27 protein-coding genes are annotated in these 24,136 nt (G+C 65.7%); 17 read left to right on the top strand and 10 right to left on the bottom strand.

Annotated elements, in window-relative coordinates:
* Window positions 1-28: 28 nt before the first annotated feature.
* On the bottom strand, window positions 29-1,315 hold the full coding sequence (gene sbmA, locus GSH16_RS01145) for a peptide antibiotic transporter SbmA (protein ID WP_160851076.1): 1,287 nt from the start codon (window positions 1,313-1,315) through the stop codon (window positions 29-31).
* Window positions 1,316-1,505: 190 nt separating this feature from the next.
* On the opposite strand from sbmA, the gene GSH16_RS01140 reads away from it, so the two are divergent.
* The 4 genes from GSH16_RS01140 to GSH16_RS01125 all read left to right on the top strand — a co-directional run bounded on the left by GSH16_RS01140 (window position 1,506) and on the right by GSH16_RS01125 (window position 4,827).
* Window positions 1,506-1,859 carry a hypothetical protein gene (locus GSH16_RS01140; RefSeq protein ID WP_160851075.1) on the top strand — a complete coding sequence of 118 codons (354 nt, stop codon included), beginning with the start codon at window positions 1,506-1,508 and terminating at the stop codon, window positions 1,857-1,859.
* A 140-nt stretch (window positions 1,860-1,999) separates the two neighbouring features.
* Window positions 2,000-3,001: an N-acetyltransferase DgcN gene (dgcN, locus tag GSH16_RS01135; RefSeq protein WP_160851073.1), complete on the top strand. Its 1,002-nt coding sequence runs from the start codon at window positions 2,000-2,002 to the stop codon at window positions 2,999-3,001.
* Between the two features lie 3 nt (window positions 3,002-3,004).
* Window positions 3,005-3,970 carry an N-acetyl-D-Glu racemase DgcA gene (gene dgcA, locus GSH16_RS01130; protein ID WP_160851071.1) on the top strand — a complete coding sequence of 322 codons (966 nt, stop codon included), beginning with the start codon at window positions 3,005-3,007 and terminating at the stop codon, window positions 3,968-3,970.
* Between the two features lie 2 nt (window positions 3,971-3,972).
* On the top strand, window positions 3,973-4,827 hold the full coding sequence (locus tag GSH16_RS01125) for a D-amino-acid transaminase (protein ID WP_160851069.1): 855 nt from the start codon (window positions 3,973-3,975) through the stop codon (window positions 4,825-4,827).
* A gap of 91 nt (window positions 4,828-4,918) precedes the next feature.
* Here the strand turns inward: GSH16_RS01125 and GSH16_RS01120 are convergent, their stop codons facing one another.
* Both GSH16_RS01120 and GSH16_RS01115 read right to left on the bottom strand, forming a co-directional pair.
* Window positions 4,919-5,218, bottom strand: coding sequence for a DUF1244 domain-containing protein (locus GSH16_RS01120; protein ID WP_160851067.1), 300 nt, complete (start codon window positions 5,216-5,218; stop codon window positions 4,919-4,921).
* Window positions 5,211-5,975, bottom strand: a complete 765-nt coding sequence (locus tag GSH16_RS01115) for an N-formylglutamate amidohydrolase (RefSeq protein WP_160851066.1) — start codon at window positions 5,973-5,975, stop codon at window positions 5,211-5,213. The genes GSH16_RS01120 and GSH16_RS01115 overlap by 8 nt, the downstream gene beginning before the upstream one ends.
* 207 nt (window positions 5,976-6,182) lie before the next feature.
* Between GSH16_RS01115 and pyk the strand changes: the two genes are divergently transcribed.
* The 5 genes from pyk (at window position 6,183) to GSH16_RS01090 (ending at window position 9,969) form a co-directional block, all read left to right on the top strand.
* A complete protein-coding gene (gene pyk / locus GSH16_RS01110; RefSeq protein ID WP_160852893.1) occupies window positions 6,183-7,631 on the top strand; it encodes a pyruvate kinase in 1,449 nt (482 codons plus the stop codon).
* A gap of 131 nt (window positions 7,632-7,762) precedes the next feature.
* The gene (rpmI, locus tag GSH16_RS01105) at window positions 7,763-7,963 is read left to right on the top strand and encodes a 50S ribosomal protein L35 (protein WP_160851064.1); all 201 of its coding nucleotides are present in this window, start codon (window positions 7,763-7,765) and stop codon (window positions 7,961-7,963) included.
* A 14-nt stretch (window positions 7,964-7,977) separates the two neighbouring features.
* A complete protein-coding gene (rplT, locus tag GSH16_RS01100) occupies window positions 7,978-8,340 on the top strand; it encodes a 50S ribosomal protein L20 (RefSeq protein WP_160851062.1) in 363 nt (120 codons plus the stop codon).
* A gap of 151 nt (window positions 8,341-8,491) precedes the next feature.
* Window positions 8,492-9,565, top strand: a complete 1,074-nt coding sequence (pheS, locus tag GSH16_RS01095; RefSeq protein WP_160851060.1) for a phenylalanine--tRNA ligase subunit alpha — start codon at window positions 8,492-8,494, stop codon at window positions 9,563-9,565.
* Window positions 9,562-9,969: an ASCH domain-containing protein gene (locus tag GSH16_RS01090; protein WP_160851058.1), complete on the top strand. Its 408-nt coding sequence runs from the start codon at window positions 9,562-9,564 to the stop codon at window positions 9,967-9,969. Before pheS ends, GSH16_RS01090 begins: the two co-directional genes overlap by 4 nt.
* A 24-nt stretch (window positions 9,970-9,993) precedes the next feature.
* On the opposite strand, the gene GSH16_RS15965 is transcribed toward GSH16_RS01090, so the two are convergent.
* Window positions 9,994-10,368 (bottom strand): hypothetical protein, encoded by a 375-nt coding sequence (locus GSH16_RS15965; protein WP_160851056.1) that lies wholly within the window; start codon window positions 10,366-10,368, stop codon window positions 9,994-9,996.
* Between the two features lie 252 nt (window positions 10,369-10,620).
* Here GSH16_RS15965 and pheT point away from each other — a divergent pair, with 252 nt between their 5' ends.
* Both pheT and GSH16_RS01075 read left to right on the top strand, forming a co-directional pair.
* On the top strand, window positions 10,621-13,029 hold the full coding sequence (pheT, locus tag GSH16_RS01080; RefSeq protein ID WP_160851054.1) for a phenylalanine--tRNA ligase subunit beta: 2,409 nt from the start codon (window positions 10,621-10,623) through the stop codon (window positions 13,027-13,029).
* A gap of 5 nt (window positions 13,030-13,034) precedes the next feature.
* On the top strand, window positions 13,035-13,484 hold the full coding sequence (locus GSH16_RS01075) for a YtoQ family protein (RefSeq protein WP_160851052.1): 450 nt from the start codon (window positions 13,035-13,037) through the stop codon (window positions 13,482-13,484).
* A 70-nt stretch (window positions 13,485-13,554) separates the two neighbouring features.
* Here GSH16_RS01075 and GSH16_RS01070 read toward each other — a convergent pair whose 3' ends face one another.
* A complete protein-coding gene (locus GSH16_RS01070) occupies window positions 13,555-14,256 on the bottom strand; it encodes a glutathione S-transferase N-terminal domain-containing protein (protein ID WP_160851050.1) in 702 nt (233 codons plus the stop codon).
* Window positions 14,257-14,377: 121 nt separating this feature from the next.
* Window positions 14,378-15,496: an alanine dehydrogenase gene (gene ald / locus GSH16_RS01065; RefSeq protein WP_160851048.1), complete on the bottom strand. Its 1,119-nt coding sequence runs from the start codon at window positions 15,494-15,496 to the stop codon at window positions 14,378-14,380.
* Between the two features lie 139 nt (window positions 15,497-15,635).
* Between ald and GSH16_RS01060 the strand changes: the two genes are divergently transcribed.
* Complete coding sequence (locus tag GSH16_RS01060) at window positions 15,636-16,097, top strand: Lrp/AsnC family transcriptional regulator (RefSeq protein WP_160851046.1); 462 nt, start codon at window positions 15,636-15,638, stop codon at window positions 16,095-16,097.
* Window positions 16,098-16,115: 18 nt separating this feature from the next.
* Here GSH16_RS01060 and GSH16_RS01055 read toward each other — a convergent pair whose 3' ends face one another.
* Both GSH16_RS01055 and GSH16_RS01050 read right to left on the bottom strand, forming a co-directional pair.
* Window positions 16,116-16,439: an AzlD domain-containing protein gene (locus GSH16_RS01055; protein ID WP_160851044.1), complete on the bottom strand. Its 324-nt coding sequence runs from the start codon at window positions 16,437-16,439 to the stop codon at window positions 16,116-16,118.
* Entirely contained in the window at window positions 16,429-17,151 is a 723-nt protein-coding gene (locus GSH16_RS01050) for an AzlC family ABC transporter permease (protein WP_160851043.1), read from the bottom strand. Before GSH16_RS01050 ends, GSH16_RS01055 begins: the two co-directional genes overlap by 11 nt.
* 72 nt (window positions 17,152-17,223) lie before the next feature.
* Here GSH16_RS01050 and GSH16_RS01045 point away from each other — a divergent pair, with 72 nt between their 5' ends.
* The 4 genes from GSH16_RS01045 to GSH16_RS01030 are packed head-to-tail and all read left to right on the top strand — an operon-like array spanning window position 17,224 to window position 20,511.
* On the top strand, window positions 17,224-18,093 hold the full coding sequence (locus GSH16_RS01045) for a formate dehydrogenase accessory sulfurtransferase FdhD (protein ID WP_160851041.1): 870 nt from the start codon (window positions 17,224-17,226) through the stop codon (window positions 18,091-18,093).
* Complete coding sequence (gene mobA, locus GSH16_RS01040) at window positions 18,090-18,725, top strand: molybdenum cofactor guanylyltransferase MobA (RefSeq protein ID WP_160851039.1); 636 nt, start codon at window positions 18,090-18,092, stop codon at window positions 18,723-18,725. The genes GSH16_RS01045 and mobA overlap by 4 nt, the downstream gene beginning before the upstream one ends.
* Entirely contained in the window at window positions 18,722-19,231 is a 510-nt protein-coding gene (gene mobB, locus GSH16_RS01035) for a molybdopterin-guanine dinucleotide biosynthesis protein B (protein ID WP_160851037.1), read from the top strand. Before mobA ends, mobB begins: the two co-directional genes overlap by 4 nt.
* Complete coding sequence (locus GSH16_RS01030) at window positions 19,228-20,511, top strand: molybdopterin-binding protein (protein ID WP_160851036.1); 1,284 nt, start codon at window positions 19,228-19,230, stop codon at window positions 20,509-20,511. Before mobB ends, GSH16_RS01030 begins: the two co-directional genes overlap by 4 nt.
* Window positions 20,512-20,514: 3 nt before the next feature.
* Here GSH16_RS01030 and GSH16_RS01025 read toward each other — a convergent pair whose 3' ends face one another.
* Together GSH16_RS01025 and greA are read right to left on the bottom strand one after the other, a co-directional pair.
* On the bottom strand, window positions 20,515-21,639 hold the full coding sequence (locus GSH16_RS01025; protein WP_160851034.1) for a hypothetical protein: 1,125 nt from the start codon (window positions 21,637-21,639) through the stop codon (window positions 20,515-20,517).
* 79 nt (window positions 21,640-21,718) lie between these two features.
* Complete coding sequence (gene greA / locus GSH16_RS01020) at window positions 21,719-22,189, bottom strand: transcription elongation factor GreA (protein WP_160851032.1); 471 nt, start codon at window positions 22,187-22,189, stop codon at window positions 21,719-21,721.
* Between the two features lie 230 nt (window positions 22,190-22,419).
* Between greA and GSH16_RS01015 the strand changes: the two genes are divergently transcribed.
* The gene (locus GSH16_RS01015; protein ID WP_160851030.1) at window positions 22,420-24,075 is read left to right on the top strand and encodes an electron transfer flavoprotein-ubiquinone oxidoreductase; all 1,656 of its coding nucleotides are present in this window, start codon (window positions 22,420-22,422) and stop codon (window positions 24,073-24,075) included.
* The last annotated feature ends 61 nt before the right edge of the window (window positions 24,076-24,136 follow it).

Raw genomic sequence — 24,136 nt, 5'->3', positions numbered from 1 at the left:
GCGCCCCTTTCCTGTGCCGGTGCACCACTTATTCGGTGATGCCGGCCTGTTTCACCTCATATTCGATATCCGACAGCCGGTCGCCGTCGATCACGGCCTCGAAGGCCGCCAGTCGTTTGTAGATCGACATCAGTTCCACAATCGTCGGCCAGCTGTTGATGAGGAACTGGAACGAGTTCTCCACCCGGCCGAAGGCGCGCAGGATCTGCTGCATCACGCCGAAGGTGAAGCCTGCCGACACAATTGTCGGGCCAAGCGCGAAATAGGGCACCAGCGCGCCCATCTGCAGGTAGCTGTAGCGGAAGATGTTGAAATAGAGATAGTTCAGATAGAGCCTGAAATAGTTGCGCCGGACATTGCCGAACAGCTCTGCGAGGGTCGGCGGCTGGGCGCGGTCCTCGTAATCCTCGCCCAAGACCAGTTCCTTGCGATAGGCGGCCTCGACCCGCTGGTTGCGGAACTCGAGCCCCGGCAGCCGGATGCCCGCGGCCGCCACGATGGCCGTGCCGATGACCGACCACATGATCGCGGTGAAAACGAGCGGCTGCGGCACCTCGCCGAAGATCGGAATGCGGGTCACATAGGCCGACAGTTCCCACAGGATCGGGATGAAGGCGATGAGCACCAGAAAACTGTCGATGATCGAGATGCCGAGCCGTTCCACGGTCCCGGCAAAGCGCATCGTGTCTTCCTGGATGCGCTGGGACGCGCCTTCCACATGGCGGACCCGCGGCCAGACGGATGTGTAATAGTCGTTCATCGCCGTGCGCCAGCGGAACACATAGTGGCTGACGAGGAAGGCGTTGAAGACCGCGATCAGCATCCATGTCATCGCGATCTTGAGGAAGGTCAGCAATAGCCCGTTATGATAGGCGAGCGAATAGGTCTCGTCGCCGCTCAGCGCGATCTGGATATAGTCGTAAAAGTCGCCGAACCACTCGTTGATGAGCACGTCGAGCTGGACCATGAACCAGTTGATGAACAGGATGACCGCCGAACCGAAGACCGACCAGCGCCCCCATTTGTGGGGTGACCAGATCATCCAGAAGCCGACGAACAGCGCGTAGCAGACCAGCATATACTGGTAGAACCAGAAATTCTGGGCCGATTCCGCGGCGGCCGCAAAGGCGGCTTGCGCCTCCTCGGTCGCATCCTCGCCAAGAGCCGCGGGGAAGTCGAACCCGACGAGCGGACCGAGGCTGAACGTCTCCCCCCAATGGGTCGCGCCGAGGAACCACAGAAGGACGCAGCCGATCCCCCACAGGACGAAGGAGCCGAAAAACAGCTTCGGTTTCGGAAAGAAGGAATGAAACACGCTTGGAAGGCTCCGCCCTGTTGTTGGTCTTGGTTTTCGGCTGTGACGCTTTCACACTCCGCGCCCTGCTGGCAAGCCTTTCGGCCTTACGTTTCCGTAACAATCCTTGACGAGAATCGGCTGATGCCCTGAAATATGGGAACAAACGAGTGTTGTTTGGGGCCAATGTTGCGGCCCCGCGGGGGATATCATGGACGCTTTCCTGTCGGATGAAGTGCTCGAAGGGCTGCGGCGTGCACGCAAGCGTGCAGCCGCGAAGCAGAGCCGTTTGCGCGTGCAGGCGGGTGACCGCGACTATCGCGTTCTGCGGGACTGGGATGGCGGCTTCGCGCTTCAGGCGAGCGACGCACCGAACCTGCGCGGCGTGGTCGACCTCTATGACGGGCCGCGCCACCTGTCGCGCTGCCTCATCATCCATGCTGTGCCGGAAGGGGACGAGTTGCGCTACGAATATAAGTTGCGCGCCGATGTCCGCAGCCAGCCGCCGCGCGATTTCGCCAGCGACGACCCGCAACCCGCGGCCCTGATTCCGAATTTCGACTGACGGATCGAAGAACCTTCTGCCAAACCGGGCATTGATCGAAGAATCTTCCGTCTGACGGTGCGTTCACGCGTGATGATCACGAGAAAATCCCGATCCGGCGCGGGCATTGTTGCGTGTCACTTCAATTTCAGAGGTTCACGATGATCCAGACGCCCTATCTCCTGTTTCTCGGCGATGCGCATGACCCGCTCGCAGCCAAGGTTGCCCAGGGCATCAAGGACTGGCGTCCGGAATATGCGTTGGGCCAGTTCCGGCTCGAAGGCTGCCAGGCCGACCTGGGCCTGCCGGACATGTCGATCGAGGAGGCCGTGGCCGCCGGCGTGAAAACGCTGGTGATCGGTGTGGCCAACCGCGGCGGGGTCATCGCGCCCAGCTGGATCGCCGTCCTCAAAGAGGCGCTGGCCGCCGGGCTCGATATTGCGTCGGGGCTGCACAATCTCCTGAGCGACGAGGGCGAGCTTGTCGCGGCCGCCCAGATGCACGGCCGTACGCTGCACGACGTGCGCATCCCGACGGTTGCCTATCCGATCGCCAATGGCGAGAAGCGGCAGGGCAAGCGCTGCCTCGCCGTCGGCACTGACTGTTCGGTCGGCAAGATGTACACCGCCATCGCCATGGAGCGCGAAATGGTGGCACGCGGCATGAAAGCGACCTTCCGCGCCACCGGCCAGACCGGCATCCTGATCACCGGCGGTGGCGTTCCGCTCGACGCGGTGATCGCCGATTTCATGGCCGGTGCCGTGGAATATCTGACGCCCGACAACGACCCCGACCATTGGGATCTGATTGAGGGGCAGGGCAGCCTCTACCACGCCTCCTATTCGGGCGTGACGATGGCGCTGATCCATGGCGGCCAGCCCGATGCGCTGATCCTCTGCCACGAGCCGACCCGGACCCATATGCGCGGTCTGCCCGGCTATGGCCTGCCGTCGCTCGAAGACCTGCGCGACCTGTCGCTGCAACTGGCTCAGGTCGTGAATGCCGATTGCAAGGTCGTTGGCATCTCGGTCAACACGGCCAAACTGTCCGACGCCGATGCCGAAGCCTATCTGGCCGAGGTGGAGGCACGGATGGGCCTGCCTGCGGTCGATCCCTACCGGCAGGGCGCCGGTCGCCTCGTCGACGCGCTCGCAGCGGTCTGATCCATGGTTCTGACCGTTACGGCAGACACATTCCCGCTCGCGCAGGTCTTCACGATCTCGCGCGGGTCGCGGACCGAAGCGCATGTCCTGACGGCGACCGTCAGCCGCGACGGCGTGACCGGGCGCGGCGAATGCGTGCCCTATGCGCGCTATGGCGAGACGCTGGAGAGTGTCACCGCGCAGATCGAGACGCTGCCGCAGGATGTCGACCGCCGCGCATTGCAGGGCTTGCTGCCGCCCGGTGCGGCGCGCAACGCGGTGGACTGCGCCCTGTGGGACTGGGAAGCGAAATCGGCGGGCAAGCGCGTCTGGGACCTCGCGGGCCTGCCCGCGCCCGGACCGGAGCTGACGGCTTTCACTCTGTCGCTGGATGCGCCGGAGAAGATGCGGGCCGAAGCCGCCCGCCAGGCCGCGCGGCCGCTCCTGAAGATCAAGCTCGGCGGCGAAGGCGACATTGCGCGGCTGGAAGCCGTGCGCGCCGGAGCACCTTCGTCCCGGATCATCGTCGACGCGAACGAGGGCTGGACCACTGACCTTTATGCGGAAATCGCGCCGGTCCTGCTTGATCTGGGGGTCGAGATGGTCGAGCAGCCGCTGCCCGCAGGTGCGGACGAGGCGCTCGCCCATATCGACCGGCCGCTGCCGGTCTGCGCCGACGAAAGCTGCCATGACCGGTCGAGCCTGCCGTCGCTCAAGGGCCGCTACGACATGGTCAACATCAAGCTCGACAAGACCGGAGGCCTGACCGAGGCGCTGGAGTTGCGCGCGGCGGCGCGGGCCGAAGGCTACACGGTCATGGTCGGTTGCATGGTCGGCTCCTCGCTCGCCATGGCGCCGGCGCACCTGGTCGCGCAAGGCGCGGACATCACCGATCTCGACGGGCCGCTCCTTCTGGCGCGCGACCGCGATCACGCACTCACATTCGATGCGGCCGGCGTGCATCCGCCCGTGGCCGCGCTCTGGGGATAGGTATGAGCAGAACAGTTTACGTCAACGGCAAATACCTGCCGGAAGAAGAGGCCATGATCTCGGTGTTCGACCGCGGTTTCCTGATGGCCGACGGGGTTTACGAGGTGACGACCGTGCTCGATGGCAAGCTCATCGATTTTGACGGTCACGCGGCGCGGCTCGAACGCTCGCTGGGGGAACTCGACATGGCCGCGCCCTGCGACCGGGCCACGCTGCTTGCCATCCATCGCGAACTGGTCGCCCGCAATGCCGTGACCGAGGGGCTTGTCTACCTGCAGGTAACGCGCGGGGCGGCCGACCGCGATTTCGCCTATCCCGAAGGGGTTGCGCCAAGCCTCGTGATGTTCACGCAAGCGAAATCGCTTATCGACAGCAAGGCGGCGAAGACGGGGATGAAGGTCATTTCCGTGCCCGACATCCGCTGGGCGCGGCGGGACATCAAGACGGTGCAACTTCTCGCCCCCTCGATGGCCAAGATGGCCGCGAAGGCCGCCGGCGCCGACGATGCCTGGCTGGTGGAGGACGGGCAGGTCACGGAAGGCTCGTCGAACAATGCCTATATTGTCACAGCCGACGGCACGCTCGTGACGCGGGACCTGTCGAACCGCATCCTGCACGGGATCACCCGTGCCGCCGTGCTGCGCTTCGCGCGCGAAGCGGGGATCAAGGTGGAGGAGCGCGCCTTCACCATCGAGGAGGCCAAGGTGGCGCGCGAGGCTTTCATCACCTCAGCCTCCACATTCGTGATGCCGGTGGTGGAGATTGACGGCGCACGGCTCGGCGATGGCGCGCCCGGACCGGTCGCGACGCGCCTGCGCGAAATCTATATCGAGGAAAGCCGCAAGGCCGCGGTCTGAGCGGCACGGCGCGCAATCACGGATCAAAAGAAAAGGGGCGCATCCCGGCGGATGCGCCCCTCTTGCTTGGCTGGTCCGACCGGCCAACCTGTCAGTCGTGGGCCGGCGCGTTTTGGGCGAATGCCGCCTTCTGCGCATCGCTTGCCTCGGTCTGGTAGCGGTCGCGCCACTCGGTATAGGGCATGCCGTAGACGAATTCCCGCCCCTCTTCCTTGCTCATCTCGATGCCCTTTTCTGCCGCGGCTTCCTGATACCAACGGCTCAGGCAGTTCCGGCAGAAACCGGCAAGGTTCATCATGTCGATATTCTGCACGTCGGTCCGCTCGCGCAGATGGGCGACGAGGCGCCGGAAGGCTGCGGCTTCCAGTTCGAGCCGGGTCTGGTCATCCATGGGTCACTCCTTCGGTCAGTCCGCAGGTCTCGGCGAGGATCGGCGCGAGCCGCCGTGCCCAGGCTGTCTCCCCTGCTGCATCAGATATCAGGTCGTTGCGCAGTTCGATCAAGGCGTGCGCGATGCCACGCTGCGTGCCGTGGGTGAACATGCAATCGCCGCGCAACTGCCCGCTATAGGGTTCATTGTCGCCCACGCACAGGTCCGGTTCGCGCATCAGACGGTCGATGAGCGGCCGCGCGATCCGGGCATCCTCGTCCCACAGGACGCCGACATGCCAGGGGCGGGGCGCCCGTCCGCGCAATTGCGGCGTATAGGAATGGATCGACAGGATCTGCGGCGCCTCGCCCCGCGCGATCATGGCATCCAGATGTGCGGTGATCGCGTCATGATAGGGTCGGTGATAGGCGGCGAGGCGGCGCGCGACCTCGGCCTCGTCCACGGCGCGGTTGCCAGGAATGATCGACCCGTCATAGAGCTTCATCACCAGCGTCGGGTCATCCTCGCCCCGGTTGGGGTCGATCACCAGCCGCGAGGTGGTCGACAGGATCGCCGTTGCACCGAGAAGCTCTGCCAGTTCCAACGTCAGCCCGCGCGCGCCGACGTCAAAAGCGATATGGCGCTCCATATCCTCCCGCGGGAGGCCAAGCGTGCCGCCAAGCGCCGCAGGCACGGCGTTGGACGCATGGTCGCAAACCAGCAGGAGCGGCACGCCGGGGCGGCCGGGGACAAGCTCAAAGGCGGGATGGTCAGCCATGAATCGTGCGGGGTCCTTCTTCTGTCGCGGCCCGGTCGGGGCGGCGCACGCTGCCCGATCTGAATATCGCCCCCGGTTCGAAGGAGCCACCGCTAAACCCCAAAAAGACAGGAAATGTCCCGATTTTTGCCGGACATTTCCCCTTGGCTGCGCTAAGAGAGCCGCAAAACGCCCCGTAGAGCATGACCAGAGGATCCGATGACAGGCTTGAGACGCAACCGTAACGTGAAAATCGTCGCCACCTTGGGGCCGGCCTCCGACGGGTACGAGATGATCCGTGACCTGTTCCTTGCCGGTGCCGATGTGTTTCGCCTGAACATGAGCCACGGGTCACATGACGATATCCGGCAGCGCCACAAGCTGATCCGCCAGATCGAAGAGGAAATGGAGCGCCCGATCTGCATCCTTGCCGATCTTCAGGGGCCGAAACTGCGCTGCGGCGAATTTGCCGACGGGCCTTATGAACTGGAAGAGGGCGCGAGCTTCCGTTTCGATCTGGACGAGGCGCCGGGCGATGCCAGCCGTGTCCGCCTGCCGCATCCCGAGATTTTTGCGGCACTCCAGCCCGGCTCGACGCTTCTGGTCAATGACGGGAAGATCCGGCTGAAGGTCACCGACTGTTCGCCCGAACATGCCGACACGGTGGTCGAGGTCGGCGGCGAGATTTCCAACCGCAAGGGCGTCAATGTGCCCGACGTGGTGCTGCCGCTCGCGGCGCTGTCCGACAAGGACCGCAAGGACCTCGAATTTGTCTGCGAACTGGGTGTCGACTGGCTGGCGCTCTCCTTCGTGCAGCGGGCCGAGGACATGCACGAGGCCCGCGAACTGGCCGCAGGCCGCGCCGCCGTGCTCGCCAAGATCGAGAAACCGGCCGCCGTGAAAGCCTTCCCCGAGATCCTCGATGCGTCCGACGGGATCATGGTGGCGCGCGGCGATCTCGGCGTGGAACTGCCGGTGCAGGCCGTGCCGCCGATCCAGAAGCGCCTTGTGCGGGGCTGCCGCGCGGTGGGCAAGCCGGTCATTGTGGCGACCCAGATGATGGAAAGCATGATCGCGGCCCCGGTGCCGACGCGCGCCGAAGTGTCCGATGTCGCGCAGGCCATCTATGAAGGTGCTGACGCGGTGATGCTGTCGGCCGAAAGTGCCGCCGGCGACTATCCGGTCGAGGCCGTGCGCACCATGAATGCGGTCGCGGAAGAGGTGGAATCGGACGAGATCTACCGCCAAATCCTCGAAGCCGCCCGCACGCCGTCGCGCGAGCGCGTGGCCGATGCGATCACCGTTGCCGCCCGCGAGGTGGCCGAGACGACCAACGTCAAGGCGATCTGCTGCTTCACCCATTCCGGCACCACGGCCAAGCTTGCCTCCCGCGAGCGGCCGCGCGTGCCGATCATCGCGCTCACGCCGATGATCGACACGGCCCGCCGGCTGACCCTGACCTGGGGCCTGCATTGCGTTGTGGTCAACAACCGCGTCGAGCGGTTCAAGATGGCCGTGGTCAACGCGGCCCGCGCGGCGCGCAACTACGGGTTCGCGAGCGAGGATGACCGGATCGTCGTCACCGCCGGCATTCCCTTCAACACGCCGGGGTCGACCAACATCCTGCGTGTGGCGCCGGTGCAGGAGCGCGCGATCTACGAAGGCGAACCCGAGTAAGGGCGCAGGACACGCAATTTCGGGCTTGCAGGGCTGCCGTTGCAGTCCTATAAGCCCGCTTTCACCGGTGTGGCCGGCCGATAGGGCTGCCGAGTCGCACCAGACGACCACATCCTGAGAAGGAGATGGAAATGCCCAAGATGAAGACGAAGTCGAGCGCCAAGAAGCGCTTCAAGGTCACGGCCTCCGGCCGCGTCAAGGCAGGCCAGGCGGGCAAGCGCCATGGCATGATCAAACGGTCCAACAAATTCATCCGCGACGCGCGTGGCACCACCACGCTGTCCAAGGCGGATGAGGCGATCGTCAAAACCTACATGCCCTACGCGCGTTAAGAGGAGCCAGACCCATGTCCCGAGTTAAAGGCGGTACCACCACCCACGCCCGTCACCGCAAGGTCATCAAGGCGGCCAAAGGTTATTACGGCGCCCGCAGCCGCAACTTCCGCACCGCGACGCAGGCTGTCGACAAGTCGATGCAGTATGCGACCCGCGACCGGAAGGTTCGGAAGCGGAATTTCCGCGCCCTGTGGATTCAGCGGATCAACGCAGGCGTGCGCGCGCATGACGAAGCCATGACCTATTCCCGCTTCATCAACGGCCTGACCAAGGCCGGCATCGAAGTGGACCGCAAGGTTCTGGCCGATCTCGCCGTGCACGAGCCGGCGGCGTTCAACGCCATCGTCGATCAGGCGAAAGCCGCGCTGGCCTGAGCCGCGACGGATCGCTGACAGATCAGCCGCGGGGGCCGGACCGGCCCCCGCGGTTTTTTTGTGCCCGGGCGCTGGCCCGGTGCGGCTGGCCTGCGGTTGCAATCCGGCAAGCCTGTGGTAACAGGACGCAACAGAGTTTCGAGAGGGTCCGATGGACGAGCTGAGACAGAAATTTCTCCAGCAGATTTCCGATGCCGGCGACGAGGCCGCGCTTGAAGCCGTGCGCGTCGCCGCGGTCGGCAAGAAGGGTGAAGTCAGCCTGAAAATGCGCGAGTTGGGCAAGATGACGCCCGAGGAGCGCCAGACCGCCGGACCCGCGCTCAATGCGCTGAAGAACGAGATCAACAGCGCGCTCGCCGCGGCCAAGGCCGCGCTCGCGGATGCCGCCCTGGAAGAGCGTCTGAAATCCGAATGGCTCGACGTGACGCTGGCGCCACGGCCGGCGCGGACAGGCACGATCCATCCGGTCAGCCAAGTGACCGAGGAAGTGATCGCGATCTTTGCCGATCTCGGATTTGCCGTGGCCGAAGGCCCGCAGATCGAGACGGACTGGTACAATTTCGACGCGCTCAACATTCCGCCGGAGCATCCCGCACGGCAGGAGCATGACACGTTCTACATGCATCGTGACGCGGGCGACAATCGACCGCCCAACGTTCTGCGGACCCATACTTCGCCGGTGCAGATCCGCTATCTGCAGGAGCATGGCGCGCCCTGCCGGATCATCGCGCCGGGTCGCGTCTACCGCGCGGACTATGACCAGACCCACACGCCAATGTTCCACCAGTTCGAGGGGCTCGCGATTGACCGCGATATCTCGATGGCGAACCTCAAATGGGTGCTGGAGGAATTCTGCCGCGCCTTCTTCGAGGTGGACGAGGTCGAACTGCGCTTCCGTGCCTCGCACTTCCCCTTCACCGAACCGTCGGCCGAGGTCGATATCCGCTGTTCCTGGGACAAGGGTCAGCTGAAGATCGGCGAGGGCGACGACTGGATGGAAATTCTTGGCTCCGGCATGGTCCACCCGAAAGTGCTGGAGGCCGCGGGCGTCGACCCGTCTGCCTATCAGGGCTTTGCCTTCGGCGTCGGCATCGACCGGATCGCCATGCTGAAATACGGTATCCCCGACCTGCGCGCTTTCTTCGACAGTGACCTGCGCTGGCTGCGCAATTACGGGTTCGCCGCGCTCGACCTGCCGACCATCCACGGTGGCCTGAGCCGGTGAGGGACCTGAGGGACACATACCCTCAGGCCGAAACCTTCACTTTCGGCGACAGCCGCGCACTGTGCGACCAGCTTCTGGCGCTTGTCCTTTCGGGGCGCAAGACCGCGACCTGCGGGGCCTTGCGCGATTTCGAGGACGAAGGCGAGGCCATGCCGGTGGTCGGCCGCCGCGACATTGCGCTCGACTGGGACGGGCGGGGCGTTGCCCTTATTGAAACCGTGTCGGTGGAGATGAAGCGCTATTGCGACGTGGATGCGGATTTCGCACTGGCCGAGGGCGAGAATGACAGTCTCGACGGGTGGCGTGCAGACCATCGCGCCTATTTCGAGCGCAATGGCGGCTGGTCGGACGACATGATGCTGGTCTGCGAACGGTTCCGCCTCGTCGACCGGGCCGACAAGTGATTCAGACGTTTCGTTTATTCAGAGTCAGTTGACGCTCGTGTCCGTGCATCCTTGCGTGGCCGAAAGACCTGCGCTGCCGCTGCCTGCGGTTGCCGTACAGGCATCATCGGTGCCGGATGCGGACGGGGCGCCGGAATAGCCGCCACCACCCCCGCCACCGGTGCCGGTCAGGCCCGGCCCGCCGGTATTGGTGGCCACTTCGTCCTCTTCCTCATCCTCTCCGAGCGAGACAGTGCCGCCGGAGCCGAGCCCGCCACCAGTGCCGGTCGCGATTTGCGGAATCACGGCTTCGGTGCGCGCGGCAACTTCGCCGGAGCCGGCAACGGCTTCGGTAATCTCGCCACCTTTGGAGAAAACGCCCGACTGGACGGAAATCATCGTCGCGGTGGAAATGCCCACGAGTGATGCTGCAAGAACGGTGAACTCAACAGTCAAAGCCCCGGACATGTCCGAGTAAAATCGCTTGAAAAATGTCATGGTACGCCCCCACACGTACAAAAACGCAAAACACCAGAAGGGCCAAAATACGCGGCCCCGTTGGATGAACGTAGCATGAACGGCAAATGTGGCGCAAGTTTGGCCCCGCAAACCCTTTCACCGCGCGGATGAATTGGGTATGGAGGCGCGGACGAGAAACAAGGTTGCGAACCCATGAAATTCACCCTGTCCTGGCTCAAGGAGCATTTGGAAACCGACGCCACGCTGGAGGAGATCCTCTATGCCCTGACCGATCTCGGGCTCGAGGTCGAAGGGGTCGAGGATCCGGCCGAGCGGCTCGGCACGTTCCGCGTCGGAGAGGTGATCGCCGCGGAGAAACATCCCGACGCCGACAAGCTGAAGGTCTGCACCGTGCGCACCGCCACCGGCGACCAGCAGATCATCTGCGGCGCCCCCAATGCGCGGGCCGGCATCAAGGTCGTGGTGGCCCAGCCCGGCGACTATATCCCGGGCATCGACACGGTCATCAAGGTCGGCAAGATCCGTGGTGTGGAAAGCTTCGGCATGATGTGTTCGGAGCGCGAACTGGAACTGTCGGACGAGCATGACGGGATCATCGAGCTCGGCGCCGATGCCGAGGTCGGCCAGCGTTACATCGACTATGCCAAGAAAGACGATCCGGTCATCGAGATCGCGATCACGCCGAACCGGCCCGATGCGCTCGGGATCGAGGGGATCGCGCGCGACCTTGCCGCCCGAGGGCTGGGACGCAAGGTCTCGCCCGCGCCGGAGCCGGTCGAGGGCACGTTCGAGAGCCCGATCAAGGTGCATCTGGACCCGGCCGTGGCCGACAAGGCCTGCCCGCTCTTCGTCGGCCGCCTGATCCGCGGCGTGAAGAACGGCCCCTCGCCGCAATGGTTGCAGGACCGGCTGCGTGCGATCGGTTTGCGGCCGATCTCCGCGCTTGTCGACATCACCAATTACCTGACATACGACCGCAACCGCCCGCTTCACGTCTTCGACGCGGACAAGGTGAAGGGTGACATCACCGTGCGCTTCGCCAAGGCCGGAGAGACGCTGACCGCGCTCGACGAGAAGGACTATACGCTCGACGAGACCATGCTCGCTGTCTGTGACGAGGGCGGCGCGGAAAGCATCGGCGGCATCATGGGCGGGCTCGCCACGGGCTGCACAGAAGAGACGGTGAACGTCTTTGTCGAGAGCGCCTATTGGGACCCGATCACCATCGCGCAGGCCGGTCGCCAACTGCGGATCAACTCCGATGCGCGCTACCGGTTCGAGCGCGGGGTGGATCCGGATTTCACGCCGCACGGCATTGACATGGCCACGAAGCTGATCCTTGATCTGTGTGGCGGCACGCCGAGCCATGTCGTGTCAGCCGGCGCGGTGCCCGACACGTCGCGGGCCTACAAGCTCGACCCGACGCGGGTCGTCTCGCTTGTCGGTATGGACATCCCCGAGGCCGAGCAGGTTCGCATTCTGACCGATCTGGGCTTCGGCGTGGCCGGCAGCGGCGACCGGATCGAGGCCTGGGTGCCAAGCTGGCGCCCCGACGTGCTGGGGGAGGCCGATCTGGTCGAGGAAATCGCCCGCGTGGCGTCGCTGACCAAGCTGAAGGGCCAGCCGATGCGGCGTGACCCCGGCGTGGCGCGCCCGGTCCTGACGCCTGCGCAGCTGCGCGAGCAGGGCCTGCGGCGCACGCTGGCGGCGCTGGGCTACAATGAATGCGTCACTTATTCCTTCATCGACGCGGCAGCGGCCGGACATTTCGGCGGGGGACAGGACGCAACCAAACTGGCCAACCCGATCAGTTCGGAGATGAGCCACATGCGGCCCGACCTGCTGCCGGGCCTGTTGCAGGCCGCGGCCCGCAACCAGGCGCGGTCGGCCGGCGATCTGGCGCTCTTCGAGGTCGGCCCGGTCTTCTCTGGCGGGGAAGCGGGCGAGCAGGCGCTGCAGGGCACCGGCCTGCTGGTGGGGGCAAGTGCGGCACGCAACCCGTTCGGCACCCGTCGGCCGGTCGATCTTTATGATGCCAAGGCCGATGCGGAAGCGGCACTGGCTGCGGTCGGTGCGCCGGCAAAGCTCATGGTCATGCGCCGCGCACCCGACTGGTTCCATCCCGGCCGTTCGGCCGTGCTGAGCCTCGGCCCGAAGAACGGGCTGGCCGTGTTCGGCGAATTGCACCCGCGCATCCTTGATGCGTTCGGTGTGAAGGGACCGGCCGTGGCTTTCACCATCTTCCCCGACAATGTGCCCGCGAAACGGTCCAAATCGACGACGCGCCCCGCGCTCGACATCTCCGACTTCCAGCCGGTTGACCGCGATTTCGCATTCGTGGTGGATGCGGGTGTCGAGGCCGAGCAGATCCTGCGCGCCGCGCAGGGCGCCGACAAGGCGCTGATTGCCGATGTGTCGACGTTCGACGTGTTCGACGGTGAAAAGGCCGCGGCACAGATGGGCGCGGGCAAGAAGTCCGTCGCCATCACCGTGCGCCTGCAGCCGCGCAAGGCCACGCTCACCGACGCGGAAATCGAAGCCGTGTCCGCCAAGATCGTTGCCGGTGTGACCAAGGCGACCGGCGCCAGCCTGAGGGGGTAACAGCGATGGAAGTCTACCTGTCCGGAGAGATCCATACCGACTGGCGCGACCAGATCGTGCGCGGGGCGGCGGCCAAGGGGCTCGATGTCACCTTCACCAGTCCGGTGACCGACCATGACGCGTCGGATGATTGCGGCGTGGCGATCATGGGGGCGGAAGACCAGAAGTTCTGGCACGACCATAAGGGCGCCAAGCTGAACGCGATCCGCACCCGCGCGGCCATCGCTGCGGCGGACGTGGTCGTTGTGCGGTTCGGGGAAAAGTACCGCCAGTGGAACGCGGCTTTCGACGCGGGCTATGCCGCGGCGCTCGGCAAGTCGCTTGTCATCATGCACGGGGCCGATCACCAGCATGCGCTGAAGGAAGTGGATGCGGCCGCGCTCGCCGTGACCGAGACGCCCGAACAGGTGGTCCAGATCCTTGATTATGTGCTGAACGGCGCGCTGCCGGGTTGATCCCCGCACCGGCCGGACATGAAAAAGGCGGCGCCCGCAGGTGCCGCCTTTTCTGTGTTGCGGGGGACGCTCAGCCGTTCCGGTCGGGCACGTTCAGCCCCGCCTGGCTTGCCGGCCGCGCGAGACAACGCTCCAGCCAGTTCATCACGTTGGTGTAGCTCTTCAGGCCCAGTTCCTCGCCCGCGCCGTAGAAGAGGTCGAGCGTGCGCACCCACGGGAAGATGGCGATATCGGCGATGGTATAGTCATCGTCCATGATCCATTCGCGGCCCTCCAGCCGCTGGTCGAGCACCCCGAGCAGGCGCTTGGCCTCGCCCAGATAACGCTCGACGGGGCGGCGGTCCTCGATCTCCGAACCGGCGAACTTGTAGAAATAACCAAGCTGGCCGAACATCGGCCCCACACCGCCCATCTGGAACATCAGCCACTGGATCGTCTCGTAGCGCCGCGCCGGATCCTGCGGCAGGAGCTTGCCCGATTTCTCCGCCAGATAGATCAGGATGGCGCCGCTCTCAAAGAGCGGAAGCGGTTTTCCGCCGGGGCCGTCGGGATCGACAATCGCAGGGATCTTGTTGTTCGGGTTGAGCGCCAGAAATTCGGGGCGCGTCGTGTCGCTGAGCGGCACGAGATGCGGCTCGTAGGGCAGGCCGATCTCTTCAAGCGCGATGGAGATTTTCACCCCGTTCGGCGTCGGGAAGGAATAGAGCTGAAGCCGGTCGGGATGCTCTGCCGGCCAGGCGTCGGTCACTTTCGGGGCGCTGTCATATGCCATGGGGATCTCCTGTTGAGCGTGTTTCCCCAGTGACCTAATGGCCCGCCGCCCGCGTGCAACAGCGGGCGGCGGTGCGAAGTCTGTTTCCGTCGCGGCAACAGTCGACCGCGACGGGAACCGGTCAGGACTTGAGCGCGATCTGCGGCGACACCACGTCGATGCCGAGCGCCTTGCCGACCGCGTAATAGGTCAGCTTGCCGGCATGGGTGTTGAGCCCTTCGAGCAGGTGCGGGTCGGCCTCGCACGCGGCGCGCCAGCCCTTGTCGGCGAGGGCCAGCATGAAGGGCATGGTCGCGTTGCCGAGCGCCAGCGTCGAGGTGCGTGCCACCGCACCCGGCATGTTGGCCACGCAGTAATGCATCACGCCGTCCACCTCGTAAATCGGGTCGTCATGGGTGGTGGCGCGGCTGGTCTCGAAACAGCCACCCTGGTCGATGGCCACGTCGACGATGGCGGCGCCGGGCTTCATGCCCGACAGTTGCGCGCGGCTGACGAGCTTTGGCGCAGCCGCACCCGGGATCAGCACGGCGCCGATGACCATATCGGCCTCGGCCACCAGTTCCTCTGTGTTCCCGCGCGAGGCATAGCGCGTCTCGAACGTGCCGGCGAAGACATCGTCGAGATAGCGCAGCCGCGGCAGCGACATGTCGAGGACAGTAACCCGCGCGCCCATACCCGCGGCCACACGCGCGGCATGGGTGCCGACGACACCGCCGCCGATCACCGCGACCTTTGCGGGGGACACACCCGGCACGCCGCCCATCAGGACACCGCGGCCGCCATTGGCCTTCTGCAACGTCCAGGCGCCGACCTGCGGGGCGAGCCGGCCGGCCACTTCGGACATAGGCGCCAGAAGCGGCAGCCCGCCATTGCGGTCGGTCACGGTCTCATAGGCGATCGCGGTCACGCCGCTGTCGAGCAGGTCACGGGTCTGTTCCGGATCGGGGGCGAGATGCAGATAGGTGAAAAGGATCTGGCCCTCGCGCAGCTGCTTGCGCTCGACGGCCTGCGGCTCCTTCACCTTCACAACCATCTCGGCGCGGGCGAACACTTCCTCTGCCGTGTCGACGATGGCCGCGCCAACGGCTGTATAGTCGCTGTCGGCAAAACCGGCACCGGCACCGGCGCCGGTCTCGATGATGACCTCATGGCCGTGGCCGATCGCTTCCTGCGCGGCGGCCGGCGTCAGCCCGACGCGATATTCCTGGTTCTTGATTTCCTTGGGGCAGCCGATGAGCATGGTGTCCTCCCTCAACAACGGCGGTATTGTGCCTCTCTAGGCAGCTTCAACCGCAATGTGCTTGCAAAGTTCCGCGCAACATGGTGCTGATCGTGCAAGCTTCTTCTGAATTTTGCCTGAATGTTCGAAGGTTCTGCACATGGCGCGACTCGATGCGCTTGACGTGAAAATCCTGAACGCGCTCCAGAAACAGGGGCGCATGTCCAATGCTGATCTGGCGGATGCGGTTGCGCTGTCGGCTTCGGCCTGTCACCGCCGTGTCCAGCGGCTGGAGGCAGACGGCATCATCCGGGATTATGTGGCGCTTCTGGATCCGCGCAAGGTGGACCGCCGCACCACGGTCTTTGTCGAGATCACGCTCTCGGGTCAGAGCGACGAGATCCTCGACGCGTTCGAGCAGAGTGTGAAACGCATTCCCGACGTGCTGGAATGCCACCTGATGGCGGGCACGGCGGATTACCTGCTGAAAGTCATGGCGCGCGACACGGATGATTTTGCCCGCATCCACCGCCGTCATCTCGCGCGGTTGCCCGGCGTGGCGCAGATGCACTCGAGCTTCGCCCTGCGCACCGTTCGGCGCACCACAGCCCTGCCGCTCTGAACCCAGTGCGGTCCGCCGTCAGAAGATGAGCGGATAAAGAAGCAATGTGCCGAAACCGGCCACGATCGACCAGAGCGGCGAACGGGTCAGGACGCCCGCCAGAAGCGCCGCGCCGGCCGCCGCAAGGCGGGAGGCTTCGGGCGTGCCGCCGGTGGCATCGGGCCAGAGCACCAGCGGCGCCACCAGCCCCGGCATGACCGCAACGGCCACGTAGCGCAGGTGCCGCAGCACCCATTCGGGCAGATCGCGGTCACCGATGATCCCGATGAAGGAGAAGCGCACCAGAAAGGTGCCGACCCCGAGGCAGAAGATCACCAGCCAGATATTCGTGTCAGGCGGCATCGGAACCTCCTTCCGCCCGGCGGGTAAGCCAGAGTTCCAGTGCCGCGCCGCTCGCCATGGCGATGAGCGCCGCGATGATGAGACCGAGATTGTAGGGCACCCAGCCGAGCGCCAGTGTCGCCACCACCGATACGAAGGCCGCGCCCAGATGGGGCAGGCTCCGCAGGGCAGGCGCAAAGAGCGCGATGAAGGTGATCGGGACGGCGAAATCGAGCGGATAGCCCTCGGGGATCAGGTTGCCAGCAACCGCGCCCACAACGGTGAACCCGTACCAGAAGATCACCAGCGGCGTCGCGCAGCCGTAGAAATAGGCATATTTCTGCGTGCCGGTCATGCCGGTCAGCGTCTCGAACCGCTGGATTGCCATGCCATAGGTCTGGTCGAAGAGCAGATAGCCCGCAAGCGCGCGTTTCCAGAGCGGCGCGTCGCCCAGATGCGGAACCAGCGCGGCGGAATAGAAGAGCATCCGCAGGTTGACGGCCAGTCCGGTCAGGATCACGGCGGCGAGCGGCGCGCTTTCGGTCAGAAGCTGCAGCGCGACAAATTGCGCCGCGCCCGCGATCACGATCACCGAGAAGGCGGTCGTTTCCACGCGCGTCAGTCCCGCCTCGGTCGCCAGAACCCCGAAGAGCAGGGCAAACGGCCCCATGACGAGCAGGAAGGGCAGGGCGGTGCGCACACCCTGCCAATAGGATCGGGTCACTTGCGACATGAAATCACTCTGGATACGGACCGGTCGGGTCTATACCGTGAACCGCGGAATTGCCAACCCCGGGGAGCGTGCGTGCCACAGGATTTCCTCATCGGTCCGGACCCGGAAGCGGGGGGACTGACCCGCAGCGTCACCGGCACCGACCAGACCGGTGCCGCTGTCAGCCTGCCGGTGGTGGAGGAGCGTCCGCTGACCATCTACCTGAACCGGCAGGAAATCGTGACCGCGATGACGATCGGGGACTATCCTGATTATCTGGCGGTGGGCTATCTGGCGAACCAGAACATGCTGCTGCCCGATGACCGGATCACGGCGATCGACCATGACCCGGAAACGGAAACGGTCGTCGTCCGCACCGAACGCGAAACCGACTATGAGGCCAAGCTGCAACGCAAGACGCGCACCTCGGGCTGCGCGGTCGGCACGGTGTTCGGCGACGTGATGGAAGGGCTGGAAGGGCTGGAACTGCCCCAGACCGAGTTGCGGACTTCGTGGCTCTATGCCTTGGCGAAACGGATCAACACCGCGCCAAGCCTCTACCTGTCGGCGGGTGCGATCCACGGCACGGTGCTCTGTCAGCAGGACCAACCCCTCGTCTATATGGAGGATGTGGGCCGCCATAATGCCGTGGACAAGATCGCAGGCTGGATGCGGATGGAGCAGGTCGGGGCCGCCGACAAGATCCTCTATACGACCGGGCGGCTGACCTCGGAGATGGTTATCAAGACCGCGCAGATGGGTATCCCGATCTTGGCCTCGCGGTCGGGCTTCACCGCATGGGGTGTGGATCTGGCGCGGCAGGTCGGGCTGACGCTGATCGGGCGCTTGCGGGGCGAACGGTTCGTCTGCCTGAGCGGCGAAGACCGGCTTGTGCGCGACGCGGATCTGTCCGGCGTATCGCCGGAGCCGGCCCGAGCGCGGCGCAAGGGGGCATCCGCATGACGGGCGTGGCCGGTGTCATTCTGGCTGGCGGGGCGGCGCGGCGCATGGGCGGCGGCGACAAGGGGCTGCTGGCGCTCGGCGATCGTCCGGTGCTGGCCCATGTGATCGACCGGCTCGCCCCCCAGGTGAAACGGCTCGCCCTGAATGCCAACGGCCCGGCTGAACGGTTCGCGTCCTTCGGACTTCCGGTGGTCGCGGACAGTCTGCCCGACAGGCCCGGGCCGCTCGCTGGCGTGCTTGCGGGGCTCGACTGGGCGGCAGCGGCCGGGTTCGGGCAGATCGTGACCGCGGCAGCCGACACGCCGTTCTTGCCCGCGCATTTGGTCGACGCGCTGCGCATGGCACAAGTGTCCAAGGGCACACCCATCGCCATGGCCGCGACCGAGGGGCGCGATGCGGATGGTGCGCCGCGCCATGACCGGCATCCGACCTTCGCGCTCTGGCCCGTGGCCCTGCGCGATGATCTGCGCGCGGCGCTCCTTGGCGGCACGCGCAAGGTGATCGAATGGTCGGACCGGCACGGCTGCGCCGAGGTCGTGTTCCACGGCGATGCCGACCCGTTTTTCAACATCAACCGCCCTGCCGATCTCGAGGCGGCGCGGGCGAGGCTCGCGGACGGGGAAACCGTATGAATATCTATGGTGTGGTGGGCTGGAAGAATGCCGGGAAGACAACGCTGATGGAGCGGCTGGTGGCTGAATTCTGTGCCCGTGGCGCGCGGGTCTCCACCATCAAGCATGCGCATCACAGTTTTGACGTGGACCAGCCCGGAAAGGACAGCCATCGGCACCGTCAGGCGGGCGCGCAACAGGTTCTTCTCGCCTCGCACACGCGCTGGGCGTTGATGAGCGAGTTGCGCGACCGGCCGGAGCCGACGCTGACCGACATGCTGGCCAAGCTCGATCCGGTCGATCTGGTGCTGGTCGAGGGCTACAAGCGCGACAGTCACGCGAAGATCGAGGTCTGGCGCGACACGCCCGGCCGGACGTTGCTTGCGCCCGAAGACCCGACCATTCGTGCGGTTGCGAGCCCCAGGCCGATCGACGGGCTGCATGTGCCGTGGCTGCCGCTCGACGAACCCGCCGCAGTGGCCGATTTCATCGCCGCGGAACTGGCGCTGACGCCGGGGGTGGCATGACGGACGGCGACCGGCCAGCGGGTGATTGCTACGGGCTGCCGCGCGGTGTGCACTGGACGCCGGTCGACGCGGCGCATGCGGAACTCCGGAAACAGTTGAGCCCGGTGGTTGGGCAGGAGCGCGTGCCTGTGGCTGACGCGGCGGGCCGCGTGCTGGCGGCGGATGTGGCGGCCGTGCGCCCGAACCCGCCGGCGGCCAATGCCGCGGTTGACGGATACGGCTTTTCTTATGCGTCGGTCTCTCCCACCGCGGATGGCAGCGCCCTGTTGCAGCGTGTCGCGGGGCGCGCCGCTGCCGGACACCCGTTCGACGGTTCGGTGCCGGCCGGAGCGGCTCTGCGCATCCTGACCGGCGCGCCGGTGCCTGCGGGTGTCGACACGATCATCCTGCAGGAAGATGTGACTGAAGACGACGGCAGCTTGCGTTTCGCGGCCGTGCCGAAACCCGGCGCCAACCTGCGCGCCGCGGGCGAGGATGCGCAAACCGGCGCGACGGTGCTGACCGCGGGCACGGTAATCGGCGCTGCGGAAATCGCGCTTCTGGCCGCGGTCGGCCCGTCCGACATCGCCGTCTACCGACCCCTGCGGGTCGCGATCCTGTCAACGGGGGACGAGCTGCGCCCCGCTGGCGCGCCGCTGTCGCCCGGTCAATTGCCCGACAGCAACCGCCCGATGCTCGCCGCCATCCTGCGCGACTGGGACTGCCAGATTGTCGATCTGGGCTGCGCGCCGGACGACCCCGCGGCCATCCGGGCAGCGCTTGACCGCGGCGCGGCGGAGGCCGACCTGATCCTGACCTCGGGCGGGGCCTCCACCGGCGACGAGGACCATGTCTCGGCACTCTTGCAGGCCGAAGGGGCGCTCATGGCCTGGCGGATCGCGATGAAACCGGGCCGGCCGCTCGCCCTGTCGCGCTGGCGCGGCGTGCCGGTTCTGGGCCTGCCCGGCAATCCGGTGGCGGCTTTTGTCTGCACGCTGGTCTTCGGCTATCCGGTGCGCGGGCTCCTGTCGGGGCGTGGCTGGCACGTGCCGCAGGGGCTGATGCTGCCGGCGGGCTTCGCGCGGACCCGCAAGATCGGGCGGCGGGACTATCTGCGCGCGCGGCTCGATGCGGACGGCAGCGTCGTGCCGTTCCGCTCCGAAGGGTCGGGGCTCATCTCGGGGCTGGGCTGGGCGAGCGGTCTGGCCTGTCTGGAGGAAGACCGCCGCGAGGTGATGGCGGGCAGCCCGGTGCGGTTCCTGCCCTATGCGGCTTTCGGCCTGCGCACGGGATCGGCCTGAGGCTCAGTCGAGCGCGCCGCTGATCCGCGCAAGGATCATGAAGGCCCGGCCGGTCCGCGTGTCCGCCAGATCGAGCAGGTCACGGTCAGAGGCACCGGTTGCGAATTCTTCAAGCAGCGTGTCGAACCGGCGCTGGAAATGGAGCGCCGTGTCGCGGAACACCTCGTCCGATTTCATCCGGCCGCGCGCCAGCGTGAGCGCGGAGATATCCTCGATCGCGCCGATGCCGGTCACCGCGCTGCCGCGCTGCCCGCTTGCAAAGGCCCGCCAGGCGGCGGCATCGGTCGGACGCGGCGAGAGGTCGTCCATGTAGATCCCCTCCTGAGAGAGGAGGTTCAGCATATCTTCTGCTGCGCGCAGCACGAGCGCGGCCGGGCGGTGCTGCATCGCCTTGCGCATGACGGCAAAGCCCGCGCGGTCGTCGGCATTGGCGGGGAAGTTGAGCGCGCGGATGATGTCGCCATGGGTGAGCGGTGCGTCCGGTTCGGGCATTTCGGCCGCGAGCGGCAGGCTCGGCTGGCCCGAGCTCGTGGCCGGACCGGTTGCCGCGTCGGGTGCGGCAGCGGCAGCCACGGGCGGCGTCGCCGCCGACACGGCGAGGGTCACGAGTTTCGACAGTTCCGCCCGGTCGTCCCGGCGCGCTGCGGTCAGCTTGTGCACCGCCGCTTCGAGATGGCGGATCTGGTCGGAGAGCGGTTCGATCTGCGCGGCCTGCTGGGCCCGTTCCTGATCGAGCGTGGCGCGTGTGGCGAGCGTGACGGCGCGGGTCACATCCTCCATCGCGGTGGGGCCGTGGAAGGCCAGTGCCTCGATCAGTTGCGCATTGCTGGTCCTTATGTCGGCCTGCTCCTCGCGCAAGCGCGACAGTTCGCGCGCCATGTGGGCCGTGATCCAGAAAAGCGAGAGCGGCAGAACGAGCGTCAGCAGGAAAAGCGCGACGTGGAGCGCCGTTCCGCTGCGCGTGCCTGCGTCGACCTCAGCTGCGAAACCGGCCCCGTAGGCGGCCAGGGTCGCGACCCAGAACAGGCTCGCCCCTGCGGCGAACACAAATTCCCGCCTTTCGGCCCAGAGCCGTTGCAATCGTGCCGGAAAGTCCACCCCCCAGGAGGGGTTCGTCTGTACTGCCATGGCCCGCTTGCCTCCGGGTCCGATGTTCCGCCTGTCCGGGTTGGCCCCGGTTGGTTCTGCCCCGCCGTTGCGGGTCGCCTCAGATAAATTTCACCGCCAGGATTTCATATTCCTTAAGACCGCCCGGCGTGCGCACCTCGACAGTGTCACCTTCTTCCTTGCCGATCAATGCTCTTGCCAGCGGCGACTTGATGTTGAGCAGGCCCTTTTCGATGTCCGCCTCGGCTTCCCCGACGATCTGGTAGCTGCGCTCTGCATCCGTATCGATATCGACGAGATCGACGGTCGCGCCGAATTTGATCGTGCCCGACATTTTCGCCGGGTCGATCACATCCGCCCGGCCGAGGATACCTTCCAGTTCCTTCACCCGGCCCTCGATGAACCCCTGTTTCTCGCGCGCGGCGTGATATTCGGCATTCTCCGACAAGTCGCCATGTTCACGCGCCTCGGCAATTGCCTTGATGACGGCGGGCCGTTCCACGGTCTTGAGCGTTTTCAATTCGCTATCGAGCCGCCGGAAGCCGGCGACCGTCAGGGGGATCTTTTCCATGCTTGGTCTGCGTCCTTTGTCGTCGGGCCGGTTCGGTTGCCGCCCTCGGCTTTTCTGTTTCGCCAAATCTAGACCGCGAAACGGGGGAGTTCAACAAAGCCCTTGCGGGCCGCGCGGGGACCTGCCGGCGCAGCGTGTGGACCGCAAGTGACGTTGTGTCCCGATTGACCCGCCGCCCTTGCCACGTTAGGCAACATCAGTCCGAAACCGAGCCTGCGAGGAGAGCGCCCGTGTCCGAATTCGAACGTGAATCCATGGAAGTCGACGTGGTGATCGTCGGGGCCGGGCCTGCCGGTCTGTCGGCCGCGATCCGGCTCAAGCAGCGCGATGCGGACCTCAATGTCGTCGTGCTCGAAAAAGGGTCCGAGGTTGGCGCGCATATCCTGTCGGGTGCCGTGCTCGACCCCAGCGGTCTCGATGCGCTGATCCCCGACTGGAAAGAGAAGGGCGCGCCGGTCACGACCGAGGTTGCGAAGGACAATTTCTACCTGCTCGGCGAAGCGGGGCAGATCCGCATCCCCAACTGGCCGATGCCGCGCCTGATGAACAATCACGGCAATTACATCGTTTCGATGGCCAATGTCTGCCGCTGGCTCGCAGAACAGGCCGAAGCGCTTGGCGTCGAGGTCTATCCCGGCATGGCCTGCTCGGAACTGATCTATGACGAGAGCGGCGCGCTGAAGGGCGTCGTCGCCGGCGAGTTCGGGCGCAACCCCGACGGCACACCGGGCCCGGGCTTCGAGCCGGGCATGGAGTTGCATGGCAAATATGTCTTCCTTGCCGAAGGTGTGCGCGGTTCCCTGTCGAAACAGGCGATTGCCAAGTTCAACCTGCGTGACGGGCATGACGTGCCGAAATACGGGCTCGGCATGAAGGAAATCTGGGAGATCGACCCGGACAAGCACAATCTGGGCGAGGTCACGCACACGATGGGCTGGCCGCTCGGCGGCAATGGCGGCGGTGGCGGATTTGTCTACCATACCGAGGGCAACCAGATCTTCCTCGGCTTCGTGTGCCATCTGAATTACCGCAACCCGCACCTCTACCCGTACATGGAATTCCAGCGCTGGAAGCACCATCCGAAGATTGCCGAACTCCTGAGGGGCGGCAAGCGGGTCGCCTATGGCGCGCGGGCCATCTCCGAGGGCGGCTGGCAGTCGATCCCGAAACTGACCTTCCCGGGCGGCGCGCTGCTCGGCTGTTCCGCGGGGCTCGTGAACGTGCCGCGCATCAAGGGCAACCACAATGCGATGCTGTCGGGCATTGCCGCGGCGGACGCGGCGGCCGATGCGCTGGCGGCGGGCCGGTCGGGCGACGAGCTGGAGGCCTATGAGAGCGACCTGCGGTCCGGTCCGGTCGCCAAGGACCTCAAGCGGGTGCGCAATGTGAAGCCGATCTGGTCGCGCTGGGGCCTGACGGCCTCGCTCGCGCTCGGCGGGCTCGACATGTGGGTGGCCAACATCACCGGCCGCACGCTTTTCGGCACCATGAGCCATGGCAAGACCGATGCGGAAGCGACGGGCAAGGCGGCCGACTATCCCGAAATCGACTATCCCAAGCCCGATGGTGTGATCAGCTTCGACCGACTGACCAATGTCAGCTTTTCGGCCACCAACCATGCCGAAGAAGCGCCGTGTCACCTGAAGCTGGCCGATCCGGACATCCCGGTGAAGGTGAACCTGCCGCTCTATGACGAGCCGGCGCAGCGCTATTGCCCGGCGGGGGTCTACGAGATCCTGACCGATGATGACGGGTCCAATCCGCGGTTCCAGATCAACGCACAGAACTGCGTGCATTGCAAAACCTGCGACATCAAGGACCCGAGCCAGAACATCACCTGGGTCACGCCGCAGGGCGGCGAGGGGCCGAATTACCCGAACATGTGAACGCGTGTGCCGTGCAGGGCAACCTGCGCGGCGTTGCATCCCCCGCGTTGCCCCCATAGAT

The organism is Oceanomicrobium pacificus, assembly GCF_009833495.1.
Taxonomy (GTDB): Bacteria; Pseudomonadota; Alphaproteobacteria; order Rhodobacterales; family Rhodobacteraceae; genus Oceanomicrobium; species Oceanomicrobium pacificus.
This window is presented reverse-complemented; position numbering and strand designations above follow the sequence as displayed.